This is a genomic window from Pseudomonas sp. B21-036, assembly GCF_024748925.1.
GTDB classification, from domain to species: Bacteria; Pseudomonadota; Gammaproteobacteria; order Pseudomonadales; family Pseudomonadaceae; genus Aquipseudomonas; species Aquipseudomonas palmensis.
In genome coordinates this window covers 3,255,879-3,276,721 of record NZ_CP087178.1, presented here as the reverse complement: position 1 = coordinate 3,276,721, position 20,843 = coordinate 3,255,879, and the positions used below count along the sequence as shown (strand labels likewise).

Annotated in this window: 18 protein-coding genes; 5 read left to right on the top strand and 13 right to left on the bottom strand. The window is 64.7% G+C overall.

The genetic code is table 11. The annotated features are described in order from the left end of the window. Positions 1-34 precede the first annotated feature (34 nt). On the top strand, positions 35-1,489 hold the full coding sequence (locus LOY33_RS14740; RefSeq protein ID WP_104573065.1) for a DUF1254 domain-containing protein: 1,455 nt from the start codon (positions 35-37) through the stop codon (positions 1,487-1,489). Between the two features lie 33 nt (positions 1,490-1,522). Continuing rightward, entirely contained in the window at positions 1,523-3,016 is a 1,494-nt protein-coding gene (locus LOY33_RS14735; protein ID WP_043862979.1) for a DUF1254 domain-containing protein, read from the top strand. A 56-nt stretch (positions 3,017-3,072) separates the two neighbouring features. On the opposite strand, the gene LOY33_RS14730 is transcribed toward LOY33_RS14735, so the two are convergent. Next, on the bottom strand, positions 3,073-3,636 hold the full coding sequence (locus tag LOY33_RS14730; protein ID WP_043862978.1) for a recombinase family protein: 564 nt from the start codon (positions 3,634-3,636) through the stop codon (positions 3,073-3,075). Between the two features lie 297 nt (positions 3,637-3,933). Between LOY33_RS14730 and LOY33_RS14725 the strand changes: the two genes are divergently transcribed. Further along, complete coding sequence (locus tag LOY33_RS14725) at positions 3,934-5,001, top strand: fatty acid desaturase (RefSeq protein WP_043862977.1); 1,068 nt, start codon at positions 3,934-3,936, stop codon at positions 4,999-5,001. Between the two features lie 187 nt (positions 5,002-5,188). Next, on the top strand, positions 5,189-6,334 hold the full coding sequence (locus LOY33_RS14720; RefSeq protein ID WP_078480182.1) for a serine hydrolase domain-containing protein: 1,146 nt from the start codon (positions 5,189-5,191) through the stop codon (positions 6,332-6,334). A gap of 45 nt (positions 6,335-6,379) precedes the next feature. On the opposite strand, the gene LOY33_RS14715 is transcribed toward LOY33_RS14720, so the two are convergent. The 8 genes from LOY33_RS14715 to gcvA all read right to left on the bottom strand — a co-directional run bounded on the left by LOY33_RS14715 (position 6,380) and on the right by gcvA (position 15,480). Then, entirely contained in the window at positions 6,380-6,967 is a 588-nt protein-coding gene (locus LOY33_RS14715) for an NTP transferase domain-containing protein (RefSeq protein ID WP_258659190.1), read from the bottom strand. Continuing rightward, positions 6,951-7,997 (bottom strand): XdhC family protein, encoded by a 1,047-nt coding sequence (locus tag LOY33_RS14710; RefSeq protein ID WP_258659187.1) that lies wholly within the window; start codon positions 7,995-7,997, stop codon positions 6,951-6,953. Before LOY33_RS14710 ends, LOY33_RS14715 begins: the two co-directional genes overlap by 17 nt. Before the next feature lie 53 nt (positions 7,998-8,050). Beyond that, positions 8,051-9,400, bottom strand: coding sequence for a cytochrome c (locus LOY33_RS14705; protein ID WP_258659186.1), 1,350 nt, complete (start codon positions 9,398-9,400; stop codon positions 8,051-8,053). 24 nt (positions 9,401-9,424) lie between these two features. Beyond that, a complete protein-coding gene (locus LOY33_RS14700) occupies positions 9,425-11,683 on the bottom strand; it encodes a xanthine dehydrogenase family protein molybdopterin-binding subunit (protein ID WP_258659185.1) in 2,259 nt (752 codons plus the stop codon). Next, positions 11,683-12,141: a (2Fe-2S)-binding protein gene (locus LOY33_RS14695; protein WP_043862972.1), complete on the bottom strand. Its 459-nt coding sequence runs from the start codon at positions 12,139-12,141 to the stop codon at positions 11,683-11,685. The genes LOY33_RS14700 and LOY33_RS14695 overlap by 1 nt, the downstream gene beginning before the upstream one ends. 128 nt (positions 12,142-12,269) lie before the next feature. Further along, a complete protein-coding gene (locus LOY33_RS14690) occupies positions 12,270-13,178 on the bottom strand; it encodes a YncE family protein (RefSeq protein ID WP_229589267.1) in 909 nt (302 codons plus the stop codon). Positions 13,179-13,248: 70 nt separating this feature from the next. Next, positions 13,249-14,499 (bottom strand): aspartate aminotransferase family protein, encoded by a 1,251-nt coding sequence (locus LOY33_RS14685; RefSeq protein WP_258659181.1) that lies wholly within the window; start codon positions 14,497-14,499, stop codon positions 13,249-13,251. Positions 14,500-14,589: 90 nt separating this feature from the next. Then, positions 14,590-15,480: a transcriptional regulator GcvA gene (gcvA, locus tag LOY33_RS14680; protein ID WP_043862969.1), complete on the bottom strand. Its 891-nt coding sequence runs from the start codon at positions 15,478-15,480 to the stop codon at positions 14,590-14,592. Between the two features lie 334 nt (positions 15,481-15,814). Here gcvA and LOY33_RS14675 point away from each other — a divergent pair, with 334 nt between their 5' ends. Continuing rightward, positions 15,815-17,215 (top strand): amino acid permease, encoded by a 1,401-nt coding sequence (locus LOY33_RS14675; RefSeq protein ID WP_054915402.1) that lies wholly within the window; start codon positions 15,815-15,817, stop codon positions 17,213-17,215. A 90-nt stretch (positions 17,216-17,305) separates the two neighbouring features. On the opposite strand, the gene LOY33_RS14670 is transcribed toward LOY33_RS14675, so the two are convergent. The 4 genes from LOY33_RS14670 to LOY33_RS14655 form a co-directional block, all read right to left on the bottom strand. Continuing rightward, on the bottom strand, positions 17,306-17,893 hold the full coding sequence (locus LOY33_RS14670) for a biliverdin-producing heme oxygenase (protein WP_058541112.1): 588 nt from the start codon (positions 17,891-17,893) through the stop codon (positions 17,306-17,308). 304 nt (positions 17,894-18,197) lie between these two features. Next, a complete protein-coding gene (locus tag LOY33_RS14665; protein WP_258659179.1) occupies positions 18,198-18,887 on the bottom strand; it encodes an N-acetyltransferase in 690 nt (229 codons plus the stop codon). A 234-nt stretch (positions 18,888-19,121) separates the two neighbouring features. Then, on the bottom strand, positions 19,122-19,814 hold the full coding sequence (locus LOY33_RS14660; protein ID WP_054915399.1) for a hypothetical protein: 693 nt from the start codon (positions 19,812-19,814) through the stop codon (positions 19,122-19,124). 137 nt (positions 19,815-19,951) lie between these two features. Further along, positions 19,952-20,665 (bottom strand): GNAT family N-acetyltransferase, encoded by a 714-nt coding sequence (locus LOY33_RS14655; RefSeq protein ID WP_229589264.1) that lies wholly within the window; start codon positions 20,663-20,665, stop codon positions 19,952-19,954. Between the last annotated feature and the right edge of the window lie 178 nt (positions 20,666-20,843).

Genomic DNA, 20,843 nt, shown 5'->3' with positions numbered 1-20,843 from the left:
CCCACCCCCAGGCATACAGGCAAGGAAGCACCCGATGAACAAGACACCCCTGTTTTTCAGTGGATTGCTCGCTACCGCGGTACTGTTCGGTAGCACAGCGGCCCAGGCACAGACCCAGCCGGTAGTGCAGGTTTCCGGGCCTGAAGCGGATGTGAAGGTCACGGAAACCTACGTGCGGATGATGGCCAGGGAGGCGTACTTCTGGGGTTGGCCCATGGCCAACATCTTCAACCGCCGACAGAAGTTCAAGGACCTGCCCGAGGCGGGGTTGATGGGCGGCATCGTGCCTGTGGCGCCGATCAACCACCTGTCGATGCTCACCGACTACATCTCGCCCGGGGAACGGCTCGTGGCCTGCCCCAACCAGGATGTGGTGTATGGCGCAGGCAGCATCGCCCTGGACATCGAACCCGTGGTGATCCAGGTACCGGACTTCGGCGACCGTTTCTGGGTGTACCAGATGGTGGACCTGCGCTCCGACAGCTTCGCCGAGCTGGGCAAGATGTACGGCACCAAGCCCGGCTTCTACCTGCTGGTGGGCCCGGACTGGAACGGCAAGGTGCCGCAGGGCATCACCCAGGTGTTCCGCGCCAGCACCAACACCGGGTTCGTGATTCCACGGGTGTTCCAGGACGATACCGACGACGATCGCAAGGCCATCCAGCACTATCTGTCGGGCATCGACATGTACCCCTTGTCCAAGTACGACGGCAAGCCCAAGCAGCGTGACTGGAGCCAGTCGCCGAAATTCCCGGCCGAGGCGGCGGGTGAAGAGGAAACCCGCTGGGTGTTCCCGGAAACCTTCTTCGACGAACTGCCGGCGATTCTCAAGGATGCCAGGCCGCTGCCCGGCGAAGAGGCGCGCTATGCGCAACTGACGGTGCTGGCGCAGATAGCCCAGCGCGATCCCGAGCTGAAGAAAGCCATGATCGACGAGGCGCAGAAGGCTGACAGCGAGGTGGTCAAGCCGTTGCTGCAATTTCGCAACTACGGCCAGCAGTTGCCCCACCACTGGAGCACCATCAGCAACGGCGCGGCGTTCGGCACCGATTATTTCCTGCGCACCGCGGTGGCCCGTTCGAACATCTTCGTCAACAAGCAGATCGAGACCAAGTACTTCTACCAGGACCTGGATGCCTCCGGCACCCGGCTCAACGGTGGCCAGCGCTACAGCGTGACCTTCCCCAAGGGCGCGCTGCCGCCGGTCAAGGGGTTCTGGTCGTTGACGCTGTACAACCAGCAGCACTTCTTCGCCGAAAACCCCTTGGGGCGCTACTCCCTGGGTACCAAGAACACGTCGCTCAAGACCAACCCCGATGGCTCGCTGACGCTCTACGTACAAAGCGATTCGCCCGGCGCGGACAAGGAGAGCAACTGGCTGCCCGCGCCCAAGGGGGCCGACTTCTCGCTCTACGTGCGGGCCTACTGGCCACAGGCGGCGGCGATGAACGGCCAGTGGACGCCGCCGGCAGTGGTCAAGGTCAACTGAACGGATTACCCCATCGCGCCACGAGGACACCTCATGAACCGCTTGAGCAGCACCGTGACGGCCCTGGCCGTAGCCATTTCCCTGAGCAGCGTGGCCAATGCCGCCACCCGGTACGAAGAACTGGCCAACCAGCCCTTCGAAAAGGGCTTCCCGACCGAAGCAACCGCACGCAGCCTCATCGACGAGCTGGTGTTCCAGCGCGCCGTGCAGTCGTACCTGTGGGCGTTGCCGGCGATCAACATCTGGTCGATGAAGGAGGCCTCCGAGAAGCACTTCGGCGCCGGCTACAACATCCTGCCCACCTGGAAGAAACGCATCAACGCCAAGACACTGGTGACCACGCCCAACTCCGACCTGGTCTACGCCATGAGCTACCTGGACCTGGCCAAGTACGGCCCGCTGGTGGTCGAAGCCCCGCCTGGGGTGCAGGGCATGTTCGACGACTTCTTCCAGCGCCCCATCGTCGGCCCGACCATCGACGGCAAGACCTGGCGCGGCGACGTGGGCCTGGCCGGCCCTGACAAGGGCAAGGGTGGCACCTACGTGCTGTTGCCGCCGGGCTACAATGGCCCGGAGCCGACCGAGGGTTACGTCTATCGCTCGCGCACCAACAACGTGTTCCTGTTCTGGCGCACCTTCTTCAAGGACCCCAACGACCTCAGCGTGCCGGTGGCCGAGGTCGAGCGCACCAGGATCTATCCGCTGGGCAAGAAGGACTCGGCACTGGCGATGCAGTTTCCCGATGCCACCGGCGCACCGATCAACATGCTGTTCCCCGAGGACGGTCGCTACTTCGACATGCTGTCGCGCTTCATCGACGCCGAAGCGGTGGACCCGGCCGACATGGACATGCGCGGGTTCCTGCACACCCTGGGCATCGAGAAGGGCAAGCCCTTCGCCCCGGATGCCGAACGGCGCAAATTGCTCGATGAAGCGGCGCGCACCGCGTTCAAGATGAGCAAGGTGGTCACCAGCCACCTGCTGCCCAAAGAGCCTGGCGGCCTGTACTACAAGGATCGCCAGTTCGTGAACACCTTTGCCGGGGAGAACACCGAGTTCCAGGCCAGTGGCACCTTCACCAACCTGGAGCAGCGCGTGGCGTTCTTCACCTCGGCCTATTCGGACAGCCCGGGCATGGTGATGAACCTGGTCGGCGCCGGTGCCAAATACCCGGCCACCACCCGCGATGCCGAGGGCAAGTTCCTCGACGGTGCCCACACCTACAAGCTCAACCTGCCGGCGAACGTGCCGGCGGCCTTGTTCTGGTCGGTTACCGCCTACGACAACCTCACGGCATCGGGCCTGGACAACGGCCAGCCGTTCCCGTCGCTAAACCAGATGGACAAGCCGACGCCCAACAGCGACGGCTCCACCGACATCTACTTCGGCCCCACCTCGCCGGGCGAGGGCAAGAACTGGATCAAGACCCTGCCAGACAAGGGCTTTCTGGTGATCGTGCGGTTGTATGGGCCCAAACAGGCGTTCTTCGACCAGAGCTGGAAGCCGAGCGACCTGGTCAAGCAGTGAGGGTAGTCCAGGCGGCCTGGAACAACTAGTACCCAGGGCTCTTCTTCTGAAGAGCCCTAGGTCGATTTCAAATACCGATATAACGTCTGGCGACTGATATCGAAATCACGCGCCAGCCGGGATTTACTTTCTCCCGCGCGGGCGCGCTCAATTAAACTTACAACCTGATTGTCGGACAGTTTCTTCTTTCGACCTCGGTAGGAACCCCGATTTCTTGCAGTTGCAATACCGGCGGCCTGTTTTTCGCGCAGTGCCGCGCGCTCGAACTCTGCAAGCAACTCCATGGCCGCGACGATGGGGCCCGCAACTTCACGGCCGTCATCTCGGAATGTCAGGTTTTCATCCACAAACTTGAGCGTGACCTGTTTTTCGATCAAGCGGCGAATGAAGTTGCACAACTGCTCGGTATTGGCCGAAAGCGAGGCCATGCTGTCCACGATCACGGTATCCCCGCACTGCAGGTAACGCAGCAGCTTTTCAAAGCCTGCGCGGTGGGTGGCCGTGTCTGCAGGGGCATCGTAAAACACCGCGTCGAAGGCATCGGGGCTGGCTGGGCTGGGTACGCTGGCATCGGGTTTCGGTGAGGCGAGCCGGCAATATCTGATGCGATGCAATCTCATGGTGCCTCCTTGGCAATACTTGTACGGCGTCGTTTTATAACTGTACAACCTGTAACTAAATTAAAAATCCTTACAGGTAACTGTCACGCTGAACCCACCCAAAATACACAGTTGCAAAGACTTTTACTTGCCTTATCATTTTGAAGCTTGAAAGGATCTTAACAAGCTTCACGCAAACAGTCGATTTGCGTTTATATAATGCGCGCATGCATTCACCTACCCGTTGTATAGCCCGAACAATTGACGCGGCCGGTTTGTCCTGGCGGGGGATTGTCCGACACAAACAGAGGATGAGGTATGAAAGTCTTGGAGGCAGCAATGGAACTTGAACGCCCCACTACCGATCAGCAAAAGATTGATCATGTTACCCGGCGTATTACCGAACATGGTAATTACCTGCGCCAGCGCTATCCGATCCTGCAACATCAGAATGCGCTGGGCGCAGGTGTCATGGCGGTGTCGCTGATCGGCATGGTGGTGAGTGGGGGGCTCTACCTGCAGGGGTCCATTCCTGCCTGGGGCTGCATTCTGATCAACGCGCTGCTGACCTCGTTCATTCATGAAATAGAACACGATCTGATTCATCGTCTTTATTTCAGAAAACAGCCGCTGGCGCACAATGCCATGATGTTTTTATGCTGGTTGGCTCGGCCGGGAATGCCCAGCCCCTGGTTAAGGCGAAGTTTGCACTTTCATCACCATAAAGAGTCAGGCACCGAGACGGATGTGGAAGCCTGGATCACCACCAGTGGCAGCCCCTGGGGTGTACTGCGGTTGTTGAAACTGGTGGACGGGTTCATCTTCGGTTTTCTCAATGCGGTATTTGCCCCAGGCTGGCGGGAGAAAGTCCGCTTGCTGGTCAAGATCGTCCGGCTCAATACACCCTTCGGGCTGTTGTACTGGGGTTGCTGGTATGTGTTTCTCGGCTACCACCTGTATGCCTGGCTTGGCGCGGTCAGCGGGCACGAGGTGCACAGTTCCGCGACCACCTTGGCGGTGATGGACGTGGTCAACAGTGTGGTCGTGATTCTGGTCGCGCCCAACCTGATCCGGCAGTTCTGCCTGTTTTTCATCAGTTCGAACATGCACTATTACGGTGATGTGGCACCGCGCAATGCGCTGCAGCAAACTCAGGTCATGAACGCCTGGTGGCTATGGCCGTTCCAATTGTTCTGCTTCAACTTCGGCAGCACCCACAGTATTCACCACTTCGTTGTCAGGGACCCGTTCTACCTGCGCCAGATGACCGCGCCTTATGCGCATCAAGTCATGGCCGAGGCCGGTGTTCGGTTCAATGACTTCGGCACCTATAAACGCGCGAACCGTTATTCCCTGGCACACACGCACACGCGCTCGCGTGGATGAACGTTCCATCAACCTGTGTGTTTGAGGGGGCGCCCCAGGGGGCGCAGTCGGTAGTCAGGTTCACGAGCCAACAGTAATGCGTTCGGGTCTGTCAGGCGCCGAGACAATCATTGTCGCCTGGCAGGTCTGCTACGCAGCAACGTCGCTCGGTTACAGGGCAACATTTCAACGACGAGGAAGACGAGGCATGAAAGCGCAAGGGATATGTGCCCAGCCCTTCGAGGCGGTCCGGCAGGCCTTCGAAGCGATGTTCGATGATCCGCAGGAGCGGGGTGCCGGGCTCTGTGTGCAGGTGGACGGGGAGCGGGTCGTCGACCTGTGGGCCGGTGTGGCGGACCAGGAGGGCGGCAGGCCCTGGACGCACGACACGCTGGCCAACACCTTCTGTGTTGTAAAACCCTATGTGGCAGTGGCCATCCTGATGCTGGTCGAGGCGGGCCGGCTGGAACTGGATGCGCCGGTGGCCCGCTACTGGCCCGAGTTCGCCCGCAACGGCAAGGCCAGGGTCAGTGTGCGTCAGGTGATGAACCACACCGCCGGCCTGCCGGCGCTGCGGGGCCCCGACCATAACCCGATGATGTATGACTGGGAGCACATGGTGCGGGTGCTGGAAGACGAGCCGCTGTGGTGGGAACCGGGCACCGACCTGGGCTACGGCACCACCACCTTTGGCTGGATTCTGGGCGAGCTGATTCGTCGGGTGGACGGGCGCGACCCCTGCGCCTTCATCCATGAACAGATGCTGGACCCCCACGGCCTGGACGTGCACCTTGGCGTGGACGAGACGCAGTTTCACCGTATCGCTCGTTTCGACAGTGCCTCCGGGCGCGTTGGCGACCCCTACTCGCAAGCGCTGCGCACGGTGGTGAAGAGCGAGCCCTCGCATATCGCCACATTCGCCTTCACCAACCCCGGCATGGTGCCCCGGCGCACCAGTGACCCGCGCTGGTGGGCCTATCGGCAACCGGGGGTGTGTGGCCATGCCACCGCTCACGGCCTGGCCGGTTTCTACAGTGCGCTGCTGGCGGGCCACTTCATCGGCCCTGAACTGCTCGACGAATTCACCCGAGAGCACAGTCATGGCATGGATCGGGTATGGATGCGGCCGATGCGCTACGGGCTGGGCTGCATGCTGGAGCAGCAGGTCGACCCGGCGGCTACCCACGCCATGGGCCCGGACACCTTCGGCCATATCGGGCTTGGCGGCCCGATCAGCTTTGCCGACCCCGAGCGGCGCGTGAGTTTCGGTTTCGTCACCACGACCTCGGGCGGCCACAGCATGATCGATCCGCGCCCCGGCCGGCTGTCAGCCCTTGTCTATGCGGCGCTTTGAGCAAGGCGCCAGCGCGCAGCGGCGGCTGGGCGCGGGTGGCGTCGCTCACCTCGAGCCAGCAGGGATGTCCCGCGGCTGATCCACATCCCTGAGGACGCCCGCATCCTCCACCGGCACCTGGACGCAGGCGTCGTGCGCGCCGCGCACGATGTCCTTGCCGCCCTGATCGCCCTGCAGGCATGCCAGGGCCGGCCAGAACTGTCGACCGAAGATCACCGGATGCCCACGCACCCCGTGATGCAGCGGCAGCACGATCTGCCGGGCGTTGCACAGGGCCTTCAACTGCTTGAGCGTCTGCCCCTGCACCCAGGGCATATCGCCCAGCAACACCGCCACGGCCGGGGCCGGTGACTGTTCCAGCGCACGCACCCCGGCTGCCAGGCTGCTGCCCATGCCCTGGTCGGCCTGCTCGGCCCACAGGACCCGTACCCGCCCGTCAATTGCCAGGTTCGCGGGATCGTCCCCGGGCCTGAGTACCACCCGGACGTCGTCGAACGTCTCCAATGCCCGTGCCAGCGTGGCTGCCAGCAGCGTTTGCCCCGACGCCAGCCGTGCCAGGCGCTTGTCGCTGCCAAAGCGCCTGGCACGGCCTGCAGCCAGCACCAGGGCGATGCAGTCACCCTGGGTGCGCACAACACAATGCCTGAGTCAGTGGCGGGTGCTCCACCTGGGGCTGGGTCGGCCCCGCGCCGACAGCGCCGGGCAGGGGTAAGCCGTTCTTCACCGCCAGCACCTCGGCCATCACGCTCACCGCAATCTCCCCTGGGGTCTTGCTGGCGATGTAGAGCCCGATGGGCCCATGCAGGCGCCGCAGCGATTCCGGCGTCTGGCCAAAATGCCCGATCAAGCGCTGGCGGCGGCTCTCGCTGTTGCGCCGCGAGCCAATCGCCCCGATGTACATCGCCGGCCCGCGCAGCGCTTCGATCAGCGCCAGGTCATCCAGCCTGGGGTCATGGCTCAGGGCAATCACGCAGGTGCGAGCATCCACCGCAAACGCGCGCACTACGTCGTCCGGCATGCCCATCAGCTTCTCTACCCCGGCGACCATCCACACGTCCATGTGCTCGGGCCGCGGATCACACACCGACACCTTGAACCCGTTGAACAGCGCCATCACCGCCACGTACTCGGCCAGCACACCGGCGCCGATCAGCAGCATCCGGTAAGCCGGCCCCAGCGGGTTGCTCAGCCGCTGCCCATCGAAGCTGAACGGTGCATGGGGCTGGTCGGCCTGCACCGTCACCTCGCCCGAGGCCAGGTCAAGCTCGCGGCGCATCAGTACTCCCTCATCGAGCAGCGCCAGCAAACGGCCCAGCGCCTGCGCGCAGGGTGCGAACTCCAGCACCAGTTCCAGGGTGCCGCCACATGGCAGGCCGAACCGGTGCGCCTCGTCCGCACTCACGCCGTAGCGCACCACCTGTGGCGCGCCGCCGGGTATCCCCGGCCCGCCATGGAGGCTGCTGTACCGGTCAATCAGGTCGTCCTCGATGCACCCGCCCGACACACTGCCCACCGCGCGCCCGTCCTGCCTGAGCACCATCATCGAGCCCACCGGTCGCGGCGACGAGCCCCAGGTGCGCACCACGGTGGCCAGCAGGCAGCGCTCGCCGCCGGCAAGCCACTCCCGGGCAGTTCGCAGCACCAGCAGGTCAATGCTTTCCATGGGGTGTCCTCGACAGGCGTTGCAATGGCATGGGGGCTTCCTGGTTGTGATGCTCAACGCATCTGCAAGATGATCGGGTTGCTGCTGGCCGGCCCGGTGTGCTCGCGCAGCTTGCCCACCGCCTTGGCCTCTACCGCGCCACCGTGATTGCCCCAGGTGCTGCGCACAAAACTCAGCACCTCGGCGATCTCCCGGTCCGACAGCTGTTCGCGAAATGCCGGCATGCGGTAGGCGTCCGGCACGCCCGCGGCGACGATGCGCTGCGAGCCGTTCAGGGTGATGTTGATGGCCGATGCGTCCTCCCTGGCCAGCGCCGAGGTGGCGCCGGCCAGGGGTGGCATCCACTCGGCCTGGCCGCGCCCGTCCAGGCCATGGCAGGTCGCGCAGCGGCTCACGTAGGTGTGGGCGCCGGGGGCCGTGGATGCGGCCGACAGCTCGCTCGCCTGGTACTGCCATGCCGGCCCGTCGCGGCTGGGGTCGCCGGGCAGCGACTTGAGGTAGTGCGCGATCGCGCCCAGGTCTTCGTCGCTCATGAACTGCGTGGAGTTGTTGAACGCCTCGGTCATCGAGCCGTACACCACCGCGTGCCGGTTGCGCCCGTGCTTGAGGAAGCTGACGATATCCGCCTCGTTCCAGCGCCCGAGCCCGGTGTTGGGGTCGTTGCGCAGGCTCGGCGCATACCAGCCATCCAGCAGCCCGCCGGCCAGGTACGTCTTGCTGGCCTCGCTCAGGCCCTTCTCGTTGAAGGCCAGGCCGCGCGGCGTATGGCAACTGCCGCAGTGGCCCGGCCCCTGCACGATGTAGGCACCGCGGTTCCACTGCGCATCCTGGTCCGGCTTGGCCGGGTAGGGCGCGGGGTCGGTGAACAGGCCGCTCCACAGCGCAATCGGCCAGCGCAGGTTCAGTGGCCAGGGGATTTCGCTGGGCTTGTTGGCCTGCGCCGCCGGGCTCACCCCGTGCATGAAGAAGGCATACAGCGCGCGGATATCGTCGTCACTGAGCTTGGCGTACGAGGGGTAGGGCATGGCCGGGTACAGCCGGCGACCGTCCGGGGTCACCCCATGGCGCACGGCGCGGTCGAAGTCGGCCAGGCTGTAGGCGCCGATGCCGGTGGCGCGGTCGGCCGTGATGTTGGTGGCGTAGATCGCGCCCAGCGGGGTGGCCATCTTCAGCCCGCCGGTAAACGGCGCCGCCTCTGGCAGGCTGTGGCAGGCCACGCAGTCGCCCAGCCGCGCCACGTACTCGCCGCGTTGCACCAGGGCCGGGTCTGGCGGTGCGGCACTGGCCTGGGCAGCGAAGGGCGACGCCGGCGTGCGGGTCACGTACCAGGCCAGCACGGCTGCGATGACGAGGCACAGCAGCGCGAAACAGCCCAGCGTTGTTGCGAGTCGACTCTTGGTCATGTGCGCGATGTCCCTGATCGAGGCCTAGCTGAAGGTGTAGCGCGACAGCGGCATGCTGCGGATGCGCTGGCCGGTCAGGTGCGCCACCGCATTGGCCACCGCCGGGGCCACCGCCGGCAATGGCGGCTCGCCGATACCGCCCATCTTCGCGCCGCTCTCGACGATGCGTACATGCACCCGCGCCATGCGCTGCGCCGACAGGATCGGGTACAGGTCATAGTTGCGCGCGCGCGGCTGGCCGTTCACGTACACCGCTTCCTCCACCAGTGCCTGCGACAGCCCCAGCGACACCGCGCCATTGACCTGCGCCTCGATGATCGCCGGGTTGACGATGCTGCCGGGGTCGATGGCCTCCCAGATATCGTGCACCTTCACCTGGCCCTGCTCGATGGACACCTCGGCGATCACCGCCGCCTCCGAGCCGAACGGCGAGGCCATGGCCACACCCCGAGCGCGCCGCGAGCCGTCCTCGGCGGTGAACGGGCCACGCTTCCAGCCACCGGACAGATCGCCCACCGCCTGCAGCAGGTTGGTCAGGCGCTGGTTGTCGCGCAGCAGGTGCAGGCGCAGTTCGAACGGGTCCTGCTTGCCCTTGTCGGCCAGCTCATCGAGGAACGCCTCATAGAAGAAGTCATTCAGCGAGTTGCCCACCGAACGCCAGTAACCGAGCATCGCCGGGCCTTTCACATAGACCTGGGCGATACGTTTGCTGGGGATGGCGTAGGCCTTGCCCGACAGCCCTTCGAGTGCCGTGGGGTCGATTTTCTCGCCCTGCTTGCCGGCGATGGCTTCGGTGGGGCCTTCGGTGGCGCTGACTGCCTCGATGGCCACCGGCAGGCCCTGGGCGTCGAGTGCGGCGCGGAACTTGACCACGGCCATGGGGCGCAGCACGTCACGCAGAAACTCCTCTTCGCGGCTCCAGATCAGCTTGACCGGGCGCCCGACTGCCTTGGCCAGCAGGATCGCCTGCGGGTAGGGGTTGGCGCTGTCGTACAGGAAGTGGCGGCCGAAAAAGCCGCCCAGCAGCGGCGAGTGCAGGGTGATCTGTGACGGGTCCAGGCCGGTGCGCTTGGCCATGTCGGCGCGGAACATGTCGGGCGCCTGGTTGGGCAGCCACATCTCCAGCGTGCCGTCGGGGTTGAAGCGCGCCAGGGCCGAAGGCGGCTCCAGCTGTGCATGGTTGAGGAACTGGTTGTGGTAGGTGGCCTCCACCTGGGTGGCGGCGTCGGCAAAGGCTTTGCCGAAGTCGCCTTCATTCTCTTCGTCGCGGGCCGGGCCGGTGGCCGCGGCCAACTGGTCGCGAAAGGCGTCACTGGAAAAGTCCGCAGGCATCTGGCGCACCTTCGCGTCGGCCGATGCCTCCAGCCACTGCACCTGCACGGCCTCCACCGCGCGCTTGGCGTGCCACCAGCGCACGGCCACCACGGCCACCGCACCGGGCAGCCGATGCACCGAATGCACGCCCTTCATGGCTTTCACCTGCGCCTCGTTGCGCAGCTCGCCCACGCGCATGCCCAGGCGCGGTGCATGCTGCACCGCGGCATGCAGCATGCCGTCGACCTTCACGTCGATGCTGTACACGGCCTTGCCGGTGGACTTGTCATAGGCGTCCACCCGTTGCACCGGCTTGCCGATCCAGCGGAACTGGCTGGGGTCGCGCAGCGTCACGCTGGCAGGGTCTGGCACGGGCAGGTCCATGGCCTGGGCTGCCAGTTCGCCATAGCCCAGCGTGCGCCCCGACGCGGCGTGTATCACCCGGCCGGGCTCGGTGCTCAGGTCGCCCACCGGCACGCCCAGGCGCTCGGCAGCGGCCTGCAGCAGCATGGCGCGGGCCAGGGCGCCGAGGCGGCGCATGGTCGGGTAGCTGGTGCGCACCGACATGCTGCCGCCGGTGATACGCATGCCGTTGTCCATCACCACGTACTGCTCGCCGGGCGGTGCGCTGTCGATCAAAAAGGTGGCGGGGTCGGCATCGAGCTCTTCGCCCACGATCTGCGCCATGGCCGTGAAGATGCCCTGGCCGCCCTCCATGAACGGGCTGAGCAGGCGGATGCGGCCGTCCGGGCGGATCTCCAGGAAGGCCGGCACCTGAGTGCCGGGCGCCGCTGCGTTGCCCGTGGCGGCCTGCACACGGCTCAGGCCCAGGGGCAGGCCGAAGCCCAGCACCAGTGCGCCCACTGCCGTGCCGGCGCTTGCCAGCAGAAAGCTGCGGCGCGAGATATTGACCGGCTCGCCCACAGGGAAGGGCTGGGCCACGCCGGTAACGCGCAGGCTGTCGTTCATCAGGCGTTCTCCTGCGCGGCGGCCACGTCGTGCACGGCGGCATGGATGGCGTTGTAGGTGCCGCAACGGCACAGGTTGACCATTGCGGCAGCAATCTGGGCATCGCTCGGGTGCGGGGTGTGCTTGAGCAGGGCGGTGGCCGCCATCACCTGGCCCGACTGGCAGTAACCGCACTGGGCCACCTGGTGCTTGACCCAGGCGCTGACCACGCGCTTGCCCACGGCGTCGGCCTCCACGGCTTCGATGGTGGTGATTTCGCGCCCCACCACGCCGGCCACCGGGGTCACGCAGGCACGCACCACGGCGCCGTCCACCAGCACCGAGCAGGCGCCGCACTGGGCCAGGCCGCAGCCGTACTTGGTACCGGTCAGGCCCAGGTCATCGCGGATTACCCACAGCAGGGGCGTGTCCGCGTCAGCATCGACCTCGTAGGTCGTCTGGTTGATTCGCAGTTGCATGGCTCACCCGTCATCAGTCGGTCAGGTCTTGATTTCTTATGGGCGTGGCCGTGCGCAAGGCGCAGGCCACCCATAGACGCTAGCACACGGGGCGGCGGGGGCCGTTGAAGGGGCGGGTCAGGTGACGATCAGCAGGGGCTGGCCAGGTCCAGCTTGGCCACGATGGCGCCGGTGAAGAAGTCCACCACCTCGCCACGATGGCTCAGCACGTGGTCGCCAAACCAGTCAGCGGCCAGTCGCGCCTTGGGCATGATGGTGGTCTCGGTATGGCCGGTGGCGGTTGCGATGATGAGATTGCCGGCGAGCGTGGAGCTGTCGGTGGGCGAGGTCGGCAGGCACAGGTGGCTGCCGGATTCGTTGAACAGGATCCGGCCCGAGCCGACATGGCCATACGCACTGACGTCCTTGGTCCATACCGTTGCGCCCTCGCGGTCGCAGCACAACAGCCGGTTGTTTTCCCCGGTCACGAACAGGTACTGCCCGTCGCGGGAAAAGCGCAGGCTGCGCACCTTTGCCTCCAGCGGCACGCTGACCCTGCCGACTTCGCCGCTGGCGCAATCGACCGTCAATACGCCATTGCGGGCACGCTCGTCGGGGGCCCAGAGCCTGCCCTGCAACGGGTCGATGCTGCCGAACCTGGCGTCCACGTCACGCTCCACAGGGTCGCTGTGTTCACCGCTGTCCAGGTCGATGATCACCGGGCGTTTCTTGCCATTGGCCACGCTGACCAGCGCGTAGCGGGCGCTGGGGTCGAAGCGTGCCCAGTACGACAGCAGGTTCTGGGTTGCATGCAGCGGCGCGCCGTCGTGCACAAGGTTCAGCCGCGAGCGGCTGGCCCCGCGCACCACCAGCCACTTGACCCCGCTCAGCGCGATGCGGCGTTGGTCGCGCGCGATGTCCCACACGCTGTCGTCGGGCTGGGCGAAAGCCGGCCGGCTCAGGGTGCCGGTGTCGGGATGGTACTGCACGAGGCAGGGCGGGCGAACGGTGTCGTCCTTGTCGAAGAACACCAGGCGGCGCGGTACATCGATGTACATTGGAACTCCCAGGGCCAGCGTGCGAAACGATGCAGGATAAAGCCTGATTGCGCTGGGCAAAAGCACTTGCTCATGACAGTTCTGCCAGGCAGCGCTCCAGGATATCCAGCCCACGCTCCAGCACGTCTGCCTCGGCGGTCAATGGCGCCAGCAACCTGATGATGTGCCGCGCCTTGCCCGCCGGCATCAGCAGCAGCCCGGCCGCGCGTGCCTTCTCCAGCACCTCGGCCAGTTGTGCGGTGGCCGGCTTGCCTTGTGGCGTGACCAGCTCGATGCCGCGCATGGCGCCCACACCGGTCAGGCGCCCGAGGTACGGTGTCAACCCGCTGGCCTTCCACGCTTCATAACGCCCGACGATGGCGCGCTCCTGCAGCTCGCCCCAGGTCGCCAGGTTGGCATCGCTCATCAGTTCCAGGGTCGCCAACCCTGCCGCACAGGCCAGCGGGTTGCCCGAATAGGTGCCGCCCAGGCCACCCTTGGGCAGGCTGGCCATCAGCTCGCGCCGGCCCACCACCGCTCCCAGCGGCACGCCGCCGGCAATGCTCTTGCCCAACAGCAGCAGGTCCGGCTCGATGCCCAGCCGCGGGAAGCCGAAGCGCTGGCCGGTGCGGCCAAAGCCCGACTGGATCTCGTCGATGATGATCAGGATGCCGTGTGCATCGCAGAGCGTGCGCAGGGCCTGGGCAAAGGTGGGGTCCATTGCCAGGAAGCCGGCTTCGCCCTGCACCGGCTCGAAGATGAAGCAGGCCACTTCGTTGACGTCGATCTCGACGCTGAACAGGCGCTCCAGCGCCTGCATCGCCTGCTCGCCGGTCACGCCGTTGTCGGCGCTGGGGTAGGGCAGGTGGAACACCGGGCCGGGCAGCACGCCGACCTTCTGCTTGTAGGGTGCCACCTTGCCATTGAGGTTGAGCGTGGCCAGGGTACGTCCGTGGAAGCCGCCATCGAAGGCCACCACCGCCGTGCGCCCGGTGGCGGCGCGGGCCACTTTCAAGGCGTTCTCCGCCGCCTCGGCGCCACTGTTGGTGAGCATGCCTGCCATCGGGTAGCTCAGTGGCACGAACGCTTCCAGGCGTTGCATGAACTGCACATAGGGCCCGTGCGGGACGGCGTTGAACGCCGCATGGGTCAGTTGCGTGGCCTGGTGCTGGATGGCGCTGACGATCGCCGGGTTGCAATGCCCCAGGTTGAGTACGCCGATACCGCCCACGAAGTCGATGTAGTGCTTGCCATCGGTATCCCACACCTGGGCATTGCGCCCGTGTGAAAGTGTAATGGGATGCACAATGGAAAGAGATCGGCTGATTGTTTCGTGCGTCATGGGCAAGTACCTGGGTGACGGAAGTTTTTATATATCTAAGCCAACATCCGGCAAACGCCACAAGCGAAATAAAGTCGAGCAATCATTCCGTCAAATCGTGATCCTGCCCTGTATCCACTCGACGAACGCCTTCACCTTCGGCACCTGCGCCGCATGCTCGGCATGGGCGATGAAGTGCGCGCCCTCGCTGGGCATGGTGTGCGCCCAGGCCACCACCAGCTTGCCCTCGGCCAGTTCTTCGGCCACCAGGTAGCGTGGCACCAGGGCGATGCCGCAGCCGGCCTGGGCCGCGCGGATGCACAGGTAGAAGGTGTCGAAACGCGGCCCGTGGTAGCTGTGCTGGGACTGCAGGTCCTGCTGCAGGAACCACTCGTGCCAGGCCTCCGGGCGCGAGGTGCATTGCAGCAACGGGTGGCGGGCGAGGTCTTCGGCGCTGCGTGGCAGCGCTGCCGCGATCAGCTCGGGGTGACACACCGGCACCACCTCTTCATGGAACAGCTCGATGCAGGTGGCCCCCGGCCAGGTGCCCTGGCCGAAGAAAAACGCGATGTCGGCCTTGTTGTTGAGCAGGTCGAAGGGTTCCAGCTCGCTCTTGATGTCCAGATGGATGTTCGGGTGCTGCCGGCTGAAACCGTGCAGGTTGGGCACCAGCCAGCGTGCGCCGAAGGTGGGCTGGGTGGCCACGGTCAGCACCTGGGTCTCGCCGCCGTAGGTCAGGATGTAGCGGCTGGAGATGTCCAGCTGGGTGAGGATCTTGTTCACCTCGGCCAGGTACAGCGAGCCTGCAGGTGTCAGGTGTAGGCGCCGGCGCACGCGCTGGAACAGGTTGTGGCAGAGCATCTCCTCGAGTTGCGCCACCTGCTTGCTCACCGCGCTCTGGGTCAGGTGCAGCTCCTGCGCGGCGCGGGTGAAGCTCAGGTGGCGGGCCGCCGCTTCGAAGCATTGCAGGGTGGTGGTGGAGGGCATCAAACGCTTGGACATCGAGGGCACCGGGCAGATGAAAAGGACTGAGTTCATTCCATGGAGGAATCATGTGGTGATAAAAGGTCGTTTGTAAGCAGCCTGTTCGCAGATTAATACTGACCTGCGTCAATCATTTCAACTGCTAGTTTCGATGCCCCGAGGGACCGGGAAAAGTGCGTCCGAAACTTATCGAAAAGAGGCCGATCAGTACCCGTTACATTACGTTTGATGCCCAAAAAACAATAACGGCTCCTTACATTTCTGCTGCCGCACATTTTCCATGAAGACCTTGGCCTGACCTGCGCGGTCATCGCGCAACCAGGTGCAGCAGGCATTGGCCAGAGAGGCAACCATGTCGTCCCTACAAGAAAAACCGCAACGCTCGCTCAAGCACGGCCTGACCTCGCGTCAGGTCTCGATGATCTCCATCGCCGGCATCATCGGCGCCGGTTTGTTCATCGGTTCGTCCAACGCCATCGCCAAGGCCGGTCCGGCCATCCTCATCTCCTACATGATTACCGGCCTGCTGGTGCTGCTGGTGATGCGCATGCTCGGCGAAATGGCCATCGCCGACCCCAACAGCGGCTCGTTCTCCACCTACGCCGGGCGGGCCATCGGGCCATGGGCAGGCTTCACCATCGGCTGGCTGTACTGGTGGTTCTGGGTACTGATCATTCCGGTAGAGGCAATCGCCGGTGCCGACATCCTGCACGCCTGGTACCCCGACGTGCCGTCCTGGGCCTTTGCCTTCCTGATCATGATCGTGCTGTCGTGCAGCAACCTGATCAGCGTGAAGAACTTCGGCAAGTTCGAGTACTGGTTCGCCCTGGTCAAGGTGGTGGCGATCATCGGCTTTTTGGTGGTGTGCCTGATGGGGGTGAGCGGTGTATGGCCGCTGGCGCAGACCTCGGGCGTCGAGAACCTGTGGTCCAATGGCGGCTTCATGCCCAACGGCTTCGGCGCCGTGCTGGCCGGCGTGCTGGTGACCATCTTCTCGTTCTTCGGTGCCGAGATCGTCACCATTGCCGCCGACGAAACCGCCAACCCGAAAGACAAGATCCGCCGCGCCACCAACCTGGTGGTGTACCGCATCGCGATCTTCTACGTGTTCTCGATCTTCTTCATCGTCGCGCTGGTGCCGTGGAATGACCCGCGCCTGCTGCAGGTGGGTTCGTTCCAGCGCGCGCTGGAAATCCTCAACGTGCCGGGCGCCAAGTTCCTGATCGACGTGGTGGTATTGGTGGCGGTCACCAGCTGCATGAACTCGGGGCTGTATACCGCTTCGCGCATGCTCTATTCGCTGGGCGCGCGCGGTGAGGCGCACCCGCTGACCAAGCGTATTTCCGGTAGTGGCGTGCCCACCGTGGCGGTGCTGCTGTCGACCCTGGCCGGGTTTGTCGGTTGCTTCGTGAACTTCGCCTTCCCGGGCAAGGTGTTCGGCTTCCTGCTGTCGACCACCGGGGCCATCGCGCTGCTGGTGTACCTGGTGATCGCCGTGTCGCAACTGCGCATGCGTGCCATCGTCGAGCGCGAGGGCACCGAGCTGGCGTTCAAGATGTGGCTGTTCCCGTGGCTGACCTGGCTGGTGATCGTGGTGATTTCGCTGGTGCTGGGCTACATGCTGTTCAGCCCCGACTACCGCTACGAGACCTTGATGACGGCGGCGGTGACGGCGTTGATCCTGGGCATCGCGTTCTACCGCAAGCGGGCGCGTATCGAGCATCAGCCGCAGGCGATGACCGAGCAGGGTTAGCGCGCGCTGCGCACTCGATCGCCGGCAAGGCCGGCTCCTGCAGGATCATCGTGACCCCTGCAGGCGCCGGCGAAGACGTCGCCACAGGCCTCAGCCGAAAATGTCGCGCACGCTGCTGCGATAGAACTCGAACGCCGCCAGCGCCCCATCCACCGCCTGGCGCTCCTGTTCCTCACTCAGCACCAGTGCATCGATCAACCCCACGAACTGGCGCCACTGCAGCGCACGCCCGTCCGGGTGCGGCGCCAGATGCCGGGCGCCACGCTGCGCGCCCAGCCCCAGTTGCTGGGTCTGCCTGAACAGAAACGCCGCCCCCAGGTTCGAGCCCTCGCTGCAGTACAGCCAGCCCAGTGCTTCAGCTGGCGCAGACAGCTGCACAGGGGCCGGTACACCGGGCACCGGCAGGCCAAGGTCCCGCAGGTCGGCCTGCACTGCCTCGAACCGCGACAGCGCCGCCAGCCCGGGCAATGTGCGGTTCAACTGCGCATCGCCATACAAGGCTTGAAGGCTGCCATGAAAGCGGTGCTGCACTTGCAGAAACAATGCATAGCGCTCGCGGCTCTCGAACGGTCGAACGCCCAGCACCAGCGTATCGACACTGTCGTGCTCGCGGCGGCTGGCGGCCTTGAGGCGTTGGCAGCGGCCGGGTTCGGGCGCAGGGGAGGCGGGGGCATTCATGGTCGGGGTCTCATGTCGGCAGTGAGCAGGCATTGGTAATGCCAATGCCTAGACTCTCTCGCGCCATTGTCGTTCCGTGCAGCACCCGGCCTGCCAGGCGAGCGTCTTCAATGCGTGGATCTGCAATGGAATCTTCATCCCGGGTCATTCGTCTCTGAACTGCATTCGTGGGCGTCATGGCCGGCGGATGCTTGCATGCGCTCCAGGTACGGTCAAGCGCCGCGCAGGGCGGGTAGATGCGGGGTTGAGCAGGGGTGTCGAGCAGGCCCCTGCACCCGCAGCGCGGGCGCAGGGGCTGCCAGGTTCATGCCGGTGCGGCGGCTGTCTTGACTGCCCGCGGCTTGCGCAGCTGTTCCAGGCGTGAACCGCTGTAGGTGGTCTCGCGGAAGAACTTCCAGCGCCCGAACAGGCAGTACACGTGCGCCACGCGCCCCTGTTCGTGATAACCCATGCGCAGGTGCAGCTTCATGGCCGGTACGTTGTGCGTCTCGACCACGTCCACCACCTTGTTGCAGCCCTGGGCCTGCATGGCCGCCCACAGGTTGACCTGGGCATCCACCGACAGGCTGGTGCCGAAGTACGACGGGGTCATCTCGCCGCCGAACTCGAAGAACTCGCCCTCCTTGACCGGGAAGGTGCAGCCGTAATAGTGACGGTCCAGGTAGTCGCGCTTGCTGCCCCAGATGAACGCCACCGCATTGTCGGCATCGTCCAGGTACATGTGCCCGGTGTGGCCTTCGCGGGCAAGCTCGGCCATGGTTTGCACACGGTCGCCGAAGTGGCGGGCAAAGGCGACGGCGTTGTCCTCGGTGATGGTCACCAGGCGCACCGGCTTGTGCGGTCGCAGGTTGTGCGGCGGTACCGCACTGACCAGGTCGCGCTCCATCCACAGCAGTTCCCAGTGATAGAACACATGGCGTTCCCAGAGGGTTCTGGCGACGCGGCGAAGGCCTTTTCTTCTGATCTTGTCGCGCAGGTTCTGCAAAGCACCCATGGTGCCTCCTTGCCGGATAGGGCGGATGAAACGGTGGGTTTGATGAAATCTTTTTCATGGTATAGCCCAGCGTTTTGACGGCGTGTCAAAAAGCCATCGCAGCGGTTGTTTCAAAATATGTGTAACAAGGGTGAACCGCTCTACACCGGAGGTTACCGGCATAGAGCAGTTGATCGGAAAGGTCTGACGCTTTTTTGACGATTTAATGGCGCCTGAATCAAGGCGCGGTTCTGCTCAGGCGATGAAGGTGTCAGGGGCCCGTGGCCGGGCCCGCGGCGCCAGGTGAGCGAGGCGCTTGCCGCTGTAGTGGGTGGTGCGCGAGAACCGCCAGCAACCGAACACTCTGTAGGCGTGGGTGATGCGACCCTGTTCCTGATAATCCAGCTGCAGGTGCATCTTCACCGCCTGCACGTTGTCCAGCGCCACCACATTGACGATGCGCGTACACCCCTTGGCCAGCATGGCGGACCACAGGTCGAGCTGGGCCTGGGTCGACAGGCCTGTACCGAAGTAGGCGCGGTCGACTTCCCCGGCAAACTGGAAGTATTCGCCCGGCTGCACCGGGAAGGTGCAGCCGTAGTAATGGCGGTCGTGGTAATCGCGGGTGCTGGCCCACACCATCGCCACCGCGTTGCCGTGGCTGTCCACGTACATGTGGCCGGTGTGGCCCTGTTCGGCGAGGTCGGTCATGGCCTGCACCTGGCCAGGGAAGTAACGGCTGAAGGCCTCGGTATTGTGGGGTGTTATCGCTACCAGGTGCACTGGCGGGCAGGTGCGCCTGCGTTGCGCGGCGACGGGCGCAAGGGGGCTGCGCTGCAACCACACCAGTTGCCAGTGCGAGAAGATGTAGCGGCGCCACAGCGGGCGAAGCGCACGCAGCAAGCCTTTTTGTCTGATGCGCTGGTGGGCGATTTCGATCAATTGCATGAGAACTCCGACAGGTTTTATTCCAGGAGCTCCGATTAGGCGTCCACCGGCAGTTGCATGCCATCGGCCTTCTCTACAGCCCTGGTAAGCTGAAGGTCATGCGCGCTGCATGACCTTGCAACCCGGGGCGTAGGCGCTCAGGCGTCGGTGTCGTGCAGCTGCGGCGCCGGCTCGCTGTCGGCCTTGCGTCTGGCCCGCGGGGCCAGGTGGGCCAGGCGCGAGCCGCTGTAGTGGGTCACGCGGGAGAAGTACCAGCGCCCGAAGAACCTGTACGCGTGGGTGATGCGACCCTGTTCGTGGTAGTCCAGGTGCAGATGCATCTTGACTGCCTGTGCGTTGTCCAGCGCCACCACCACCACGATGCGCGTGCAGCCTTTGGCGAGCATGGCCTCCCACAGCTCGGTCTGTACCCGCGTGGACAGGCCGGTGCCGAAGTAGGCGCGCTCGACTTCGCCGGCGAACTGGAAGTATTCGCCGGGCTGTACCGGGAAGGTGCAGCCGTAGTAGTGCCGGTCGTGATAGTCACGGGTGCTGGCCCACACCATCGCCACCGCGTCACCGGCTTCGTCCAGGTACATGTGGCCGGTGTGGCCTTCGCGTGCAAGGTCGTTCATGGCCTGCAACTGGCCGGGGAAATGGCGCGCGAACGCGTCGGTGTTGCTCGGGGTGATCTGGACGAGCCGCACGGGAGGGCAGGGGCGGGTGCGTTGTCGAGGCACCCTGGCCAACGGGTCGCGGTCCAGCCACACCAGTTGCCAGTGCTGGAACACGTGGCGTTGCCATAGCGGGCGCAAGGCGCGACGCAGGCCTTTTTGTCTGAGACGTTGGAGCAGTTGCGAAACTAGGCGCATACGGCCTCCTGGCAGATCCGGTACTCAAGGGACCCCGATTAGGCGTGTGTCGGTAAACCCTGACCATCGGACAATGCTGCAGCCCTTGTCAGGCTTTGCACTACTACGGGCTCATGACAAAGACACTGCATGTCCGTGGCAAGTTTCATCGGTGGGGCCGGCGCGGCGCGGCGAGCGT